This window comes from Prosthecobacter sp., assembly GCF_049294395.1.
Taxonomy (GTDB): domain Bacteria; phylum Verrucomicrobiota; class Verrucomicrobiia; order Verrucomicrobiales; family Verrucomicrobiaceae; genus Prosthecobacter.
In genome coordinates, this window is the sequence record NZ_JBAQCR010000372.1 from 16,681 (window position 1) to 30,713 (window position 14,033).

Annotated in this window: 17 protein-coding genes; 3 read left to right on the forward strand and 14 right to left on the reverse strand. The window is 57.5% G+C overall.

Going from position 1 to position 14,033, the window contains the following annotated elements; all coding sequences use genetic code 11:
* Positions 1-15: 15 nt before the first annotated feature.
* The 5 genes from WAW39_RS25050 to WAW39_RS25070 all read right to left on the reverse strand — a co-directional run bounded on the left by WAW39_RS25050 (position 16) and on the right by WAW39_RS25070 (position 2,138).
* The gene (locus WAW39_RS25050; protein ID WP_422321894.1) at positions 16-267 is read right to left on the reverse strand and encodes a hypothetical protein; all 252 of its coding nucleotides are present in this window, start codon (positions 265-267) and stop codon (positions 16-18) included.
* A gap of 98 nt (positions 268-365) precedes the next feature.
* Entirely contained in the window at positions 366-935 is a 570-nt protein-coding gene (locus WAW39_RS25055; protein WP_422321895.1) for an RNA polymerase sigma factor, read from the reverse strand.
* Between the two features lie 14 nt (positions 936-949).
* A complete protein-coding gene (locus tag WAW39_RS25060; RefSeq protein WP_422321896.1) occupies positions 950-1,435 on the reverse strand; it encodes a hypothetical protein in 486 nt (161 codons plus the stop codon).
* Positions 1,432-1,755, reverse strand: a complete 324-nt coding sequence (locus WAW39_RS25065; RefSeq protein ID WP_422321897.1) for a hypothetical protein — start codon at positions 1,753-1,755, stop codon at positions 1,432-1,434. Before WAW39_RS25065 ends, WAW39_RS25060 begins: the two co-directional genes overlap by 4 nt.
* Positions 1,756-1,835: 80 nt before the next feature.
* Positions 1,836-2,138, reverse strand: coding sequence for a hypothetical protein (locus tag WAW39_RS25070; protein ID WP_422321898.1), 303 nt, complete (start codon positions 2,136-2,138; stop codon positions 1,836-1,838).
* A gap of 267 nt (positions 2,139-2,405) precedes the next feature.
* On the opposite strand from WAW39_RS25070, the gene WAW39_RS25075 reads away from it, so the two are divergent.
* The 3 genes from WAW39_RS25075 to WAW39_RS25085 all read left to right on the forward strand — a co-directional run bounded on the left by WAW39_RS25075 (position 2,406) and on the right by WAW39_RS25085 (position 4,151).
* Positions 2,406-2,594, forward strand: a complete 189-nt coding sequence (locus tag WAW39_RS25075) for a hypothetical protein (RefSeq protein ID WP_422321899.1) — start codon at positions 2,406-2,408, stop codon at positions 2,592-2,594.
* Positions 2,595-2,731: 137 nt separating this feature from the next.
* Complete coding sequence (locus WAW39_RS25080; RefSeq protein ID WP_422321900.1) at positions 2,732-3,520, forward strand: substrate-binding domain-containing protein; 789 nt, start codon at positions 2,732-2,734, stop codon at positions 3,518-3,520.
* Positions 3,521-3,563: 43 nt separating this feature from the next.
* The gene (locus WAW39_RS25085) at positions 3,564-4,151 is read left to right on the forward strand and encodes a class I SAM-dependent methyltransferase (protein WP_422321901.1); all 588 of its coding nucleotides are present in this window, start codon (positions 3,564-3,566) and stop codon (positions 4,149-4,151) included.
* A 158-nt stretch (positions 4,152-4,309) separates the two neighbouring features.
* Here the strand turns inward: WAW39_RS25085 and WAW39_RS25090 are convergent, their stop codons facing one another.
* The 9 genes from WAW39_RS25090 to WAW39_RS25130 all read right to left on the reverse strand — a co-directional run bounded on the left by WAW39_RS25090 (position 4,310) and on the right by WAW39_RS25130 (position 14,030).
* Entirely contained in the window at positions 4,310-4,696 is a 387-nt protein-coding gene (locus WAW39_RS25090) for a hypothetical protein (protein ID WP_422321902.1), read from the reverse strand.
* A gap of 8 nt (positions 4,697-4,704) precedes the next feature.
* A complete protein-coding gene (locus WAW39_RS25095; protein WP_422321903.1) occupies positions 4,705-6,942 on the reverse strand; it encodes a heavy metal translocating P-type ATPase in 2,238 nt (745 codons plus the stop codon).
* A gap of 66 nt (positions 6,943-7,008) precedes the next feature.
* Positions 7,009-7,449: a hypothetical protein gene (locus WAW39_RS25100; protein ID WP_422321904.1), complete on the reverse strand. Its 441-nt coding sequence runs from the start codon at positions 7,447-7,449 to the stop codon at positions 7,009-7,011.
* 79 nt (positions 7,450-7,528) lie between these two features.
* Positions 7,529-7,798 carry a hypothetical protein gene (locus tag WAW39_RS25105; protein ID WP_422321905.1) on the reverse strand — a complete coding sequence of 90 codons (270 nt, stop codon included), beginning with the start codon at positions 7,796-7,798 and terminating at the stop codon, positions 7,529-7,531.
* Positions 7,795-10,941 (reverse strand): efflux RND transporter permease subunit, encoded by a 3,147-nt coding sequence (locus WAW39_RS25110; protein WP_422321926.1) that lies wholly within the window; start codon positions 10,939-10,941, stop codon positions 7,795-7,797. The genes WAW39_RS25105 and WAW39_RS25110 overlap by 4 nt, the downstream gene beginning before the upstream one ends.
* A 7-nt stretch (positions 10,942-10,948) precedes the next feature.
* Entirely contained in the window at positions 10,949-11,659 is a 711-nt protein-coding gene (locus WAW39_RS25115) for a hypothetical protein (RefSeq protein WP_422321906.1), read from the reverse strand.
* Positions 11,660-11,672: 13 nt separating this feature from the next.
* A complete protein-coding gene (locus WAW39_RS25120) occupies positions 11,673-12,950 on the reverse strand; it encodes a TolC family protein (RefSeq protein WP_422321907.1) in 1,278 nt (425 codons plus the stop codon).
* A gap of 136 nt (positions 12,951-13,086) precedes the next feature.
* Positions 13,087-13,473 carry a hypothetical protein gene (locus tag WAW39_RS25125; protein WP_422321908.1) on the reverse strand — a complete coding sequence of 129 codons (387 nt, stop codon included), beginning with the start codon at positions 13,471-13,473 and terminating at the stop codon, positions 13,087-13,089.
* Positions 13,474-13,691: 218 nt separating this feature from the next.
* Positions 13,692-14,030 (reverse strand): hypothetical protein, encoded by a 339-nt coding sequence (locus WAW39_RS25130; protein WP_422321909.1) that lies wholly within the window; start codon positions 14,028-14,030, stop codon positions 13,692-13,694.
* Between the last annotated feature and the right edge of the window lie 3 nt (positions 14,031-14,033).

Sequence of the window (14,033 nt, forward strand, 5' to 3'; positions counted from 1 at the left end):
ATGAATGCGAGAGGATTATTTCACCGCCGACTTCACTTTGGCAACGAACTTGGCGGGGTCTTTGTTGAAGTCCTTCAGGCAGGACTTGCAGCACAGATACACGTCGGTGCCATCGTGGGTGACTTTGACGGGCTTGCCCATGCCGCCGAGATCTTCGTCAGAAACGACGCATTTTTTGAGAGGATAGGTGGCGGGGACACCTTCAATGGCGGAGACGATGCCAGCGCCGAGGAGCAGGCTGGAGAGGAGGGCGAGAGTGAGTTTCATGGTGGATGCTGTTTTGTTTTGGGGTTTGCGCTGCCTGTAATATGGCAGTCATCAGGTGCAACGCCAGCCAGCGGCCAACCCCTCCAGATTGTTCATGATCACCCCGACTGGCGGCTCAGCGCCTCCTTCAATGCCTGCCGGGCGCGGTAGATGCGTACTTCCACGGACTTGGCAGAACAGCCCAAGGTTTTGGCGATGTCGGCGTGGCTCATGTCTTCCACGGCAAAGAGCAGCAGTGCTTCCCGCTGATCGGCGGGCAGTGCGGCGATGGCTGTTTGTACGAGAGCCGCCTTCTCGCGGAGTTCGGCGGCAGCATCCGGCGAAGGCTGCGAGTCTTCTGGCTCAATGACCATGACCGCAGCGCCCTCGTCGTCCTCGAGCGGCACGGTGGGATGCCTGCCTTGCCAGCGGATGTGACTGCGGGCGAGGTTGGCCGCGATATGAAAGAGGTAAGTCGAAAAGGCTGCCGTGGGTTTGTATCTGTGACGACTGGTGTAGAGGCGAACAAACGTCTCCTGGGTGAGATCCATTGCAGTCGCATGATTGCCGACCATGCGCAGAAGAAAAACGGCAATACGATCGCGCCAACGAGACATGATCTCGTTCAAGGCCAGATCATCACCTTCGGACAATTGCTGCATCAGCAACACATCAGTAATGGGTTCCATGATATGGCTGATGGTTAGTGCCCACTGGACATATCTTCGGGCTCCATCCCCATTTCGATGACCTGCGGCAGCATGGCGTCAAGATAATGCCTGGCCTGCTCTGGGGTCATGCAACTCGCTGTCCGATAAAGGTGCGAGAGCATCGCTGTCTGAGATTCCACATGCAACTCGGCATGCTCCTTTAATGCCGATATGAGATCCGGCGATACTTGTGTTCCACCACCAACGAGCCTTTTCACCTTCGCATGAGAAGCCATGACTTTCATGCAGAGGTTTTCACAAATAGGTCGATAGGCCAGATGCAGCTCAGAAACTTTCGTGAACTGTTCATTCGACAAGCCGAACTCGTGACGAAGCCATTCGAGTCCAGGCAGTTGAGACCCGCGCTCCTGTGTGGCTGTTCGCTCATTCCATGCGCAGCGGCATTGCTGGCGACTGACGACAAAACCCATCAAGCCAGCCAGCAGTGAAAGGATCAAAATCCAGAAACCTCGTTTCATTCGTGAGTCTCGGTGTGTGTTGCAATCAAAGGGTTGATGGATGCAATGTACGCACTTCGCCGAGCGCTTACATTGCCATCAGGCGCGGTCAGATTGCCAAGCCCGGCACCGGCAACCAGCATTGTCGTCAATATGACTGCTGCTGGAACAGGGCGGGCGATCCAGAGGAACAGAACCTGAAACCACTGTTGCCACTGGACTTCCCAGGATTGCTGCTCTGCAATAGCGATGCGTGCCCACACTTCGCGCTGAAAGGAAGTCAGGAACACAGGCTTGGGGCGCGTCTGTCTGAGGAGAGTGTGAAGTTCGTTATCGTTCATATAATGGATAATGGAGGATTACTTCCTGAACCCAACCCGCCAGATCTGATGCCTGGCGGGTTGGGAGGGCCTGTCGGTTCTCAATTAGCACACTGCTTGCGTTCCGTGGTGGAGCAGTTCTTGCCATTGTGTGGCGCATTGCAGCCAGTGTTGCAGGCGACACTGCGATTCGCCTGAACACCACCCTTGCCGGGGCCGGTGGTGTAACGTGTGCTGGTGTTGCAGCAGGACTTGAGGCCGTGAACGCGCGCCGCGTGGGCCGCACTGACAGCAGGAGTCACTTTGGAGCCATAGAAGTCCCAGCCAGGGGGGCTGGCTGTGGCGCTGGTGGAACTGAAGCCGACGATCAAGGTGGCGGCGAGGAGGGTGAGTTTCGTTTTCATGGTTGGATTTGGTTTGCTTGGTTTTGATTTCGTCTGGTTGGACGCCGTGTAGTGCGTTCATGCAGTGCAACGCCGCCGCTGCGCCAACCCCTCTGTGATTTTGAAAAAAGACTGGCTGGCTGAATACCCCGGCAGTGCCGCCGTCAGCGGGTGCCCTCAGTCAAAAATCACCGATTGAGACGACAGACAACCCTGCCTGCCACGTTTCACAGGCTGACGAGGAAGCCCCTAGCTTCCCCCAATTCCAACCCAATAACCACAATCGACATGAAACTAGCCTACATCCTCAGTCTTTTTGTCATGAGCTGTGCTCTTGCCATCGGAGCTCCGGTGGAGAAAAAATACAAAGAAGGCGGCTGCTGTGACAAAGCCCAGAAAGCGGGCGGCAAGTGCGAGCATCCCTGCTGCGTGAAGGCCGAAAAAGACGGCAAGGTCTGCGAGAAGTGCAACAAGTAGCACGCCCCCAAGCCTTGTTTACCTGAAGAACCAGCCTGCATCACAGGCTGGTTTTTTATTTACCTCAGCAAAGCAGGAGTGGCAGGGCTTGAGCACCCGGCGCAACTTTAGCCAAACCGGTCGCGTAATTTTGACCCATGCATCGCCGATTTTTCACCATACTCTTTCTAGCATTCATCGCCCTCGGCTGCGCGGTATGGCTGTTCATGTATCCGAAGCAAGGCGGAGGGAAAACCGCTCTCACTGTTTTCTGCGCGGCTGGCCTGAAAAATCCCGTCGAAGCCATCGCTCGACAATACCAAGATGAATGCGGCATCGAAGTCTTCCTGCAATACGGCCCCACCGGCACGCTGTTGAGCCAGCTTCAAATCGCCAAGCAGGGCGATCTGTTCATCGCCACGGATAATGGTTCGCTCGCGGACGCGCGCAGACTCAATGTCATTACTGAAGCCGTGCCCATCGCTGTGCAACACCCCGTGGTCGCCGTGAAAAAAGGCAACGTGAAAGGCATCCGCTCACTGGCCGACCTCACCCGCGCCGATGTGAAGCTCGCCATTGCAAACCCAGACAGTGCCAGCATTTCCAAAGTGACGCGCATGCTGTTAGCGGCGCAGTGGGAGGGCATCGCCGCCAAAGCGGCGGTGATGAAGCCCACCGTCACCGAGATTGCGGCCGATGTGCAACTTGGCGCGGTGGATGCCGCTATTCTATGGGATGCCACCGTGCCGCAATTCAAAGGGCTGGAAGCCGTGGAACTGCCAGAACTCACCAAGCATCGTGAGAATGCCAGCGCCGCCGTGCTCGCCGCCTGCACACAGCCGCAGGAGGCGCTCAAGTTCGCCCGCTATCTCGCCATGCCGGAGCGGGGTGGGAAAATCTTCCAGCAGCATGGCTTTCAGACTGGGGCGGTGCTCTCTAAGTTGTGAAGACATCTTGCAGGAAGACGCGTGCGATGTCAGAGACGCTACTATGAAATTGCGCGACAGCGGCATGCCGACGGAGGCTTACTGGGAAACTTTGTTCGATGTCCCCCTCATCCTCGACCAACTTGGCGTGGACAGCATGCTGCGTGATGTGGTGGAACTGGGCTGCGGACACGGCACGTTCACACTGCCCGTCGCAAGACGCATCACAGGCTCGCTGACCAGTGTGGACATCGAGCCGCCGATGGTGGAACGCACTCTGGAGCGCGCGACGGCAGCGGGCTTGCAGAACCTCCACTGCCAGGTGTGCGATGTGATGACGGATGGATTTGGGGTTGAGCCATCCTCGCAAGATGCCGTCCTGTTTTTCAACATCCTGCACTGCGAGGAGCCGGTGGCGCTGCTGCGGGAAGCGGCGCGGGTAGTGCGACCCGGTGGGTGGGTGCTCGTCATCCACTGGCGTTACGATCCCACCACTCCGCGCGGTCCGATGATGGAAATCCGACCGCGTCCCGAGAAAATCGTGGAGTGGGCAGGACAGGCAGGCGGACTCGAACTGTCGGGAAATGTGATTGATCTGCCGCCTTGGCATTATGGGCTGAGATTCCGGAAAGTAGTGGCCGCAAAATTGTAGCTGACGGCGTCAGGAGCGCTCAATGCATCTGACCGATCACTCATGCTGCCAAAGCCGCCGTCCGCACTTTGACACATCTTTGCAAACACTTCTGCGACCAGCATCACTACGCTCATTGGCGGTGTGGCAGGCAAGAACACCGAGCATTGCGTAAAGGCTTAATGCATGCCCGTGCCTTCCTCCATCACCTGCATGAAGCGCGCACCATCCTCGGGGGGCATCTGGCGGCTGATTTCTTCATGATGGCGGTGTTTTTCGTCATGCGTTCGATTGCTTTTGATGGCGAATGGGCTGCCATTGCCGTGGAAGTCGAGTTCGATCTGTTTGATGCGCTCCGCCTGGCTGTCGGTGATGTGATAGATCGTTTTCCATTCCTCGATGGTCTTGGACACAGAGAGGTCCTGTTGATAAACGGAATGGAAGTACCAAAACAGTGTTAGGAAAACGAAGAACAGGAGCAGAAAGCCAAAGGCCTTGGTTTCATCGGAACGCGAGATCTTGGCGGAGGGAGGCGCGGCCAGCTTGCGACGAGAGTGCTTGCTCATGAATTGCATCATTTAAAGTGTGTAGCTCCACTCAACAAGCGAAGTGCGTTCAGGATGACCAGCAATGTCGCACCGGTATCCGCCAGGATTGCGAGCCAGAGGCTGGCGTGGCCGAGCAGGGCGAGAACGAGGAAGATGGCTTTTAAAGCGAGAGCAAACGCGATGTTAAACTGGATGATACCCACCGTACGTCGTCCCAATACGATGGCTTCGACAACCATGCTCAGATCATCCTGCATAAGCGCCATGTCAGCGGTTTCGATGGCAGTGTCTGTGCCTGCACCTCCCATGGCGATGCCAACGCTGGCGGCGGCCATGGCAGGCGCGTCATTCACGCCGTCTCCGATCATGCCGACGTATTTCAATTCGGCGAGGAGGGCCTTCACTCGCTCGATCTTTTGGTCGGGCAGGAGATCGCCGTGGGCTTCGTCGATACCGCATTGCTTGGCAATGGCGCTGGCAGTGCGCTGGTTGTCGCCGCTGAGCATGACGATCTTGGTGAGGCCTGCACGATGCAGGGCCGCGATGGCGGCGGGGGCGTTGGCTCGCATGGCGTCGCCGACAGCAAGGATTCCGAGCACTTCGCCTTTGCAGTCACCGTGCGGCCTGTGGCCGACCACAACCACTGACAGTGCGTCGGCCTCGATGGCCGCGAGTTGCTCTTCGATCTCGGACGAGCAGACACCGAGTTCATGGGCAAGGCGGTGATTGCCGACAAAGTAGCGATGCCCGTAGAGGTCGGCTTCAGCACCGCGTCCGTCGAGTGCCTGGTAGTTTTCGCTGCGCGGAAACTCGACCTTCTTGTCGTTTGCATACGCCACGATGGCCTGCGCCAGCGGATGCTCGGAGTGGGTGTCAATGGCAGCGGCAATGCGTATAACCATGGACTCATCCTTTGAATTCACCGTGATGACCTTGGTTACGCGCGGTTTGCCTTCCGTGAGGGTGCCGGTTTTGTCCATGCACAGTGCTTTGAGTTTGCCGACTGCTTCCAGCACGGCACCGCCTTTGATAAGCACTCCTCGCCGCGCCATTGCAGTGAGGCCAGATACGACAGACACAGGCGTCGAAATGACCAATGCGCATGGGCAGGCGATGACGAGCAGCACAAGGCCGCGATAGAACCAGGTGAACCATGCGCCGCCGAACAACAACGGCGGCAGGAGCATGACGAGCACAGCAGCGACCATGACGGCGGGTGTGTAGTAGCGGGCAAAGACATCGACGAAGCGCTGAGAAGGGGCCTTTTGCGACTGCGCCTCCTCCACGAGATGGATGATCTTGGCTATGGTGCTGTCTGTGCTGGCTTTGGTGGTGCGGACTTCGAGGGAGCCGGAGCCATTGATGGTGCCAGCGAACACGCCATCGCCGGGCTTCTTCTCCACCGGCATCGACTCCCCGGTGATGGGTGCTTGATTGACGGCGGAGTTTCCTTTCAATACTTCGCCATCGAGCGGAATGCGCGCTCCAGACTTCACCGCAATGGTTGCACCCACGGCAACCTCGGCGACGGGCACCTCACGAAACGTCTCGCCGTCTTTGAGCAGAGCGGTTTCCGGCGTGAGTTGCATCAGCGCCTGAACAGCCTTGCGTGCACGGGCTAGGGTGAAGGCTTCGAGCAATTCTGAGAGGGCAAACAGGAAGGTCACCGCTGCACCCTCCGACCATTGTTGAATCACCAGCGCCCCCGAAACTGCAACGGTCATCAGCACGTTCATGTCCAAAGAGCGCCGCTGCAATGCACGCCACGCCTTGGGTGCGGTTAACCAGCCGCCTGCGATGATGGCGATGCCATACGCAACATCGGCGATCCAAACCGGCCCGAAGTTCAGCCACTCAGAGAGCATGCCGAGACCAAGACTTAAGCCCGAGAGGCTGACTGCGATCTGCCGCATTCGTTTTGCGCTTTCCAAGTCTTCCGGGTTTCCCCCATCCGGCGTCGCCTTCATGCCTGTGGTGGCGATGGCGCTGATCAACTGCGCCGCCGTCACGCTCTTATCGTGCGCGAGGGTAACCTTGCCGCCCATCAAGTTCACTCGTACCTCGCGCACGCCCTTGAGCGGACGCAACACTTGCTCCAGTGCCGCGACTTCATCGGCGCAATCCATCCCGGTGATGCGGAGGGTTGTCTGTTGATCACCTTTAGCATCGGGATTGAGCGCAATTTTTTCAGGCGCGGCCTTGCTGTGTTCATGCCCGTGCTCTGGGGAATTGGAGTCAGAAACGGGAGTGCTTGGAGTGTGCATATTGAGGTATTAGATCCAGAGTGTAGAGCCAGCGTGATGCTCCCGTGGGGCTTCCCGCAATGTCATTTACTCATCGCAGATGCAGGCGTATTCAGGGTTGTGGCACTTCTCGCACTCGTGCAGCAGGAGCTTGATGCGGAAGTTCGTCGGCTTTTCGGACGGTGTTTCCTTTACCTGCATGACGACAGTGTAGCCTTCGCCCTCGGGCAGCGGGGCCTTGGAGACGAGGAGGTCGCCTTTCTTTTCAAACTCCAGCTTCACCTTGCCGCTGGGCGCTTCGGCAGTGGCGGTGGCGGTACGCTCTCCGATGGGTTGGGCCTTGTCGCCAATGGAGGCCTCGTAAAAGGCGATGCTGATGGTGCGGTCTTTCTCGACGAAGAATTCGGCATGGCAGCCTTCCAAATAGAGCAAGAGGCCTTTGCGGGGACCGGCTTTGACCTTGGAGTCGGCAAAGGCTGACGTGGAGACAAGGGTGGCGATGATGAGGATGTTCAGCAGTGTTTTCATGGTGTGTTGCTTGGTGTCGATGTTTGTGTTTTTTTGTTTGTTTGGATGGCGCATCTTTTTGATGCGCCCTCGATGGACTTTAGAGGAAAGCGATCAAATGCGTCACCAGGGCAAATGCCAGCAGCAGCCAGCCCAATGCTTTGATCGCCGGTTTGCCTGCCAGGTGGCGTTGCAGCACCACGGCGAGGCCGAAACCGCCAGCGGCGTGGCTTGCATTCGCGAGAAGAACATGCTGCCGCCAGTATTCCATGGGCTTGGCGAACAGCGGGAAAGATTCCACGCTTTCAGCGGCAAAGGCGGACGTGGTGGCGAGAACGATGAGGGTGGCGAGATAGAGCCGTGTTTTCATGGTGGGTTGGTTTGAGGTTTGCCTTTTCGTTCGATCCAGTCGTAGAGCACAGGCACCACGAGCAGGGTGAGGAAAGTGGAGGTGATGATACCGCCGATGACGACGGTGGCGATGGGGCGCTGGACTTCAGCCCCGGCCCCGGTGGCGATGGCCATCGGGACAAAGCCAAGGCTGGCGACGAGCGCGGTCATAAGTTTCGGGCGTAGCCGTGTCAGGGTGCCTTCGACGACCGCATCTCGAAGCGGCATGCCTTCTCCGCGCAGTTGGTTGATGAAGCTGATGAGCATGATGCCGTTCAAGACGGCGATGCCACTCAGCGCGATGAAACCGACGGCGGCACTGATGGTGAAGGGCATGCCCCGCAGGGACAGAGCGAAGATGCCGCCAGTCGTGGCCAGTGGGACGCACATGAAAATGAGTGCGGCCTGGCGAATGGAACCAAAACTGAGGAAGATCAGGACAAATATCAAAGTCATCGCGAGGGGCACCACAATCGTCAGACGAGCCTTGGCCTCCTGGAGATTCTCGAATTGCCCGCCGAATTCGAAATAGTAACCGTCCGGGAACTTTACTTTCTCACGAATCGCCCGAGTCGCTTCCTCGACAAAGCTGGATGTGTTACGGTCTCGAACATTGATGAGGAGAATGACGCGCCGTTGGGTGTTCTCTCTGGAAATTTGCACGGGTTGAGGCACCAGCTTGATCTCCGCCACCTGACTCAATGCCAGCAGTCCGCCATCATCAGTGCGGACGGCGAGACGCTTCATGACTTCAAGGTCACGGCGTTGTTGTTCCGTCAGACGGACGACGATGGGGATGCGCTTGTTGCCCTCAATCACCATGCCAACGTCATCTCCAGCCATTGCCGCTTCAATGACGCGGTTGAGTTCCTCGGTGTGGACGTTGAACTTACCCAGAGCTACCCGGTTGGGATGAATCTCGATCATGGGGTTTCTTCCAATGTTGTCGAACTCCGTTTCCCGCCCTCCATGGATGGCCGTCACCACGGTCCGAACCTCCCCGGCGAGGCGCTCCAGTTCCTCATAACTGTCGCCGAATATCTTGCACACGAGATCGGCGCGGGCTCCGGCCATGATTTCGTTGAAACGCATTTGAATGGGTTGTGAGATCATCACGTTTTGTCCGGGCACTTGTTCGAGAAGCGCATTTTTCATGAGCTCCCCAAGTTCCTGTTTTGCGATCGGTTTCCCGTCCCGTTGACGCCACTGATCACGCGGCTTCAGCATCAGATAGGTGTCGGCGACGTTTGGGTTCATGGGATCGGTTGCCAGTTCGGCGGTGCCGATCCGGGAGAAGATTTTGACAACCTCAGGAAAGTCGCGGCGGATCAAAGTCTCACTCCGCTTCTGCAAATCGACGGATGCCGTAATGCCCACACTACTGCTCCGAATGAGCTGGAACGTGAAGTCACCCTCGTCGAGTTGCGGAATGAACTCGGAGCCCATCCGGGACATGACCCAGGCGGACGACCCGAGGAGCACAAGCATTGAAAGCACAACCAACTTTTTGAAGCGCAGACCAAATTGAAGCAGCGGCGTATAGCAGCGCTTCGTGACAGTCACGATCCAGTTGTCCTTCTCCTTGATGTCTCCACCGAGGAAATAGGAGCATAGGACGGGCATCAAGGTGATGGCGAGCACGAGCGACCCCCCGAGGGCCAGCATGACGACGAGCGCCATGGGCTTGAACATTTTCCCTTCAATGCCCTGAAGCGCGAGGATGGGCACATAGACGACGGTGATGATCATCACGCCGAAGAACATGGGGTTGGCGACTTCCTTGGCGGACTTGAGCACCTCTTCGGTGCGCTCGCTGAGCGTGAGGCGGCGGCCCAGCATGTGCTGACGCTCGCCAAGATGGCGCACGATGTTTTCCACCATCACGACGGCACCATCAATGATGAGTCCGAAATCAACCGCGCCCAGACTCATCAAGTTTCCGCTGATGGTGTAGCGCACCATGCCGGTCATCGCAAAGAGCATGGACAGCGGTATGACCAATGCGACGATGAAAGCGGCGCGGAAGTTCCCGAGCAGCGCAAAGAGCACGACCACAACGAGCAACGCGCCTTCCACCAGATTTTTCTCCACAGTCGCGATGGTGCGACTCACCAGAGTGCTTCGATCATAGAGTGTCTGAATGACAACTCCCTCCGGCAACTTTTCCTGGATTTCCTCCAGCCGGGTGCGGACAGTCCGGGCGGCAAGGCGCGAGTTGGCTCCCGCCAACATGATCGCTGAACCGATCACTCCTTCGCGGCCGTCTTCCGTGGCCGCCCCTGTGCGGAAGGCTGATCCAATGCTGACGGTGGCCACATCGCCGATATGGATGGGAGTCACCCCGCCTGTGAACTTGAGAGGAATCGTGAGTATCTCTTCGATGGAATTCACTCGCGTTGCAGCTCGGATGATGAGCTGTTCACCGCCAATCTCGACATAACTTCCTCCAGCGTTGCGGGTGTGTTGCTCTACAATTGCGGCGAGCATATCCAGCGAGAGGCCGCGCGCGGCAAGCCGCATGGGGTCTGGTTGAATAACGATCTGTTTGCGATAACCACCGATTGTATTGACCTCTGCAACGCCAGGTGTGCCACGCAGCAATGGCTGCACCTGATACTCCTGAATCTGCGCGAGTTCCATGAGCTGCGCTTCGCGAGTTGCGGGCTTGTGGGGTGCGTCCTCGGCATAGTCCACGCTGAAGTGAAATATCTCCCCAAGGCCTGTTGCGATGGGAGCCAGTTTTGGTGCCAATCCCGTCGGTAATTCATCCAACACGCCTTGCAGTCTTTCTGCGACGAGCTGTCGGGTGCGGTAAATGTCCACATCATCGTGAAAAATCATCGTCACCTGTGACAGGCCGAATTTGGACAAGGAGCGCAATTCAACCATGTCGGGCATCCCCGTCATCGCCATCTCAAGAGGGAAGGTCACGAGTTTCTCCACTTCCTCCGGGGCCAGCGCGGAGACAGCGGTGTTGATTTGCACCTGTGGATTGGTGATATCTGGGACGGCATCTATGGGCAGGTTGATGGCCGACCACGTACCGATGCCCACAAGAAGCAGCATTCCGAGCAGCACTGCGGAGCGCTGCTTCATCGCGAGGGTGATGAGATGATTGAGCATATTGGATTCAATCACAGGTGCAGGCTTTACCGCCGCGGAGGAATTGGAGTTCGGCAAGCCACAACTGCAGCACTCCGGTAGTGACGACCTCGTCGCCGGTGTAGAGTCCGTCCGTGACGGCGATGTACTGAGTGTTCGAGTCCCCGATTTTGATTGGCGTACGCACGAAGAAGGCATCGTTCTTTACATAGGCGTAAGTGCCTTCCACCGTCGTAAGCAGAGCGCTCCGGGGAATCGCGCTAACTGGACCGCCCGCCGGAACGCTGAACGTGGCGTGGATGGGCGTGCCCTCATCCAGCGGTTCGCTTGCCTGGAGGGTGACCTCCGTGTCGCCGAGGGTTACATAGGGGGACTTTTTGAAGCGAAGAACCGTGGCCTTGATCGAACGGCCCGCGTAATCTAGATCAACAGTCATGCCGGGTTTCAGGAGCGCCGCCTGTTTCTCTGGAACCCAACTTGTGGCCTCTGTGGAGCCTGACTGCAGGGCCTGAAAGGGGGCCGTGAACGAAGGCGCGATGGCAGCCTCAGTCACCTCCGCCGTCTTGAGATCGATTGATCGCTCCATCAGGGAAGACAAGGTGAGCCCATGTCCCTCCTTGAACTGGGCTCCGCTTTCAACAGCCGAAGTAGTTTCATCGGTTGGAACAGCCATTGTGCGGCTGCAATTGCTCAAAAGTGACACAAATAGAACGAGTAGAATTGAAATGAGTTTTTTCATAATTTGCTGGAGATCAGGGGTTGGACGTAGCGGTCGAAATGTAGCGCCCTGGACTTGCGGTGAGTTCTTCCAGATTAAGGCCGGCATCGAGTGCATTGACCTGAGTTTTGTTGATGGCCTCAATGGCTGCGAGATACTTGTCCTGAAGCTCAACGAACGTGGCCATGGGGACGGCTCCAAGGCGATAGTGTTGATCTGCGAGCTCTGCTGCGGCGCTGAACTTTGACACAGTGCCCGGCTTCCATAAAGCAAGGCGTGCATGCTGCGTTTTGTAGAGCAGCATGGACGCCGTCACCTGACGTTCGACATCACGCTGCAAAGTGCTGAGACTGGCCTGCGCCTGCATCTGTCGTGCTTCGGCGGCAGTGACTTCCGCCTTGCCGTTCTTCCATATCGGCAGCGGGAAGGAGACACCGATGCCGATCACTGACTGGTTTTCCAGCGCCGGGGCATTCTGCTGTTGAAAAAATGGCCCAACTGTGATGGCGGGGTAGCGCTCATTTTTCGCCAGCTCAACCTTGAAGCCCTGCTGCTCCAGCTCAGCACGGCGAACACGCAGGTCGTAATGGTTCTGCATCGCAGCCAGCATCAGCGAGTCGAGAGAGGGGACCGGTTTCATATTAAAGGCGGCATGTTTCACCACGAGGGCGGCGTCTGCCCGGCGGCCCATGAGCTGATTGAGTTCCAGCAGTGCATTCTGAACGGCCACCGCCGCCTCAGCCGCCCGTGATTCGGCCACGAGCGCCGCCGCCTCAATGGTGGTGATCTCCAATTGGGGCGCGATGCCCGCAGGCTCGCGTTGCACCATCACCTCTCGCAGCGATGCGTAACGGGTGGCCACCTCGCTTGCAGCAGTCGCGACATCTTGTTGTGCCATCAGCGTGTAGGCTAACACCCTCACCCGCGAGGCGAGATGAAAGCGGAAGCGCTCCAGACCAAGCTCTGCGAGTCTGATGTCGCGGTTCGCGATGGCCTTCCGCAAACCCAACCGTCCAGGCCATTCAATGGGTTGTGCGAGACTCGCCGAAAAGGCCAGCCCGTCAGAGCTAGCTTCCGGCGCGATGAGCTTGTTCTTGCCGTATTGGAGTTCGATCGTGGGATTTGCCTGCCTGCCTGCCGTGCTGCGCGTGGCTTGCGCCTTGGCAATCTCGGCCTCGTAAAATCGGATTTCTGGATTTGCTGTGAGTGTGATCGAGACTAAATGTTCGACGGATTTTGGTACGGGCGGTTCCTCTGAAAGGACCGATGAGATCGCTGCGAGCAGCAAGAGTGGATAATGGATGGAACGCATGATGGGAAAGGAGGTTGAATGGCAGATACAGACATGGAAGTGCCTCAACACGAGGCGGACAGGCGACACCGCTGACGGGTGTGCATCACTCCGACGCATTCATTCGCCACCTCAAGGGTGGCGTGCGCACGGAAAATCAGGCTAGAGCCGAAGGGGCGCGTGCAGGCAGTGCCGCACGGCTCACAAAGGCCCACGTCGGACTTAGCTCCGGTGGCGCGGTGGTCATTTCACTGGTGGAACTAGAAAAAGCTGCCGAGCTTTCATTTCGGTGAACCATCGCCGCCAGCAAATCAAGCAGCTCTACCATTTGCATCTCAGGCATCATTATCGCCGCTGGCATCTGGCTGTGGGCAATGGTGTCGCTAGGACAGGTGTTCTGTGACTCCCCGCCATCTTCATGATGAGCTGGCTCACCTTGGCATTCACAAGACTTGCCGGTGCTTTCCGGAACCCAACAGCACATCGAGGCAGGCACCATGAGGGCCAGCAGGATGAGTGCGATGATTTGCCAGAAGCGTTTCATTGACGAAGCGATACCGAAAATCGCAGATGAGCGGGAATGGTCAAGTGGTGATCTTGGGGGGCAGCAAGGTCTTGGCGATGTTGATGAGAGCAATCCATGCACCTCAGTTGCCAATGCTAACGAACACCGGGTTGCATGACCGAACCGAAGCGCGTTCTGCCTCGGGATAGCTAAAAAAGAGACCCGACTTGCGCCGAACCTCTCTTCGCCTTTCTCAATCATGCCGACAAGCCAACATGATTGTCGAGCAGGCCGTGGAGGGCTTCCGTGCGGCGAGGGGGTTCGGTGAGGTTGCCCTTAAACGATCCGGTGAAAGCATTGAACAAGCTCCACACGTTCCGTCCCTCAAACGCATCATGACGAGGCTCGCGCCATTCATGCAATACGGGCGGGATGAGACGCGTGCCAATTTGCCGGCCTTGTGAGGAGCCAGCCTGAGGGACTGATGGAGCCTGGTCGTCTTGACTGACATTCTCCTGCGGAACCTGTCCAAGAGCGAAGCTTGTTTGCGCCTTGTGAACGACGCCTGAGTCGTCTTTACCATTCTCAAGCTGCATGGC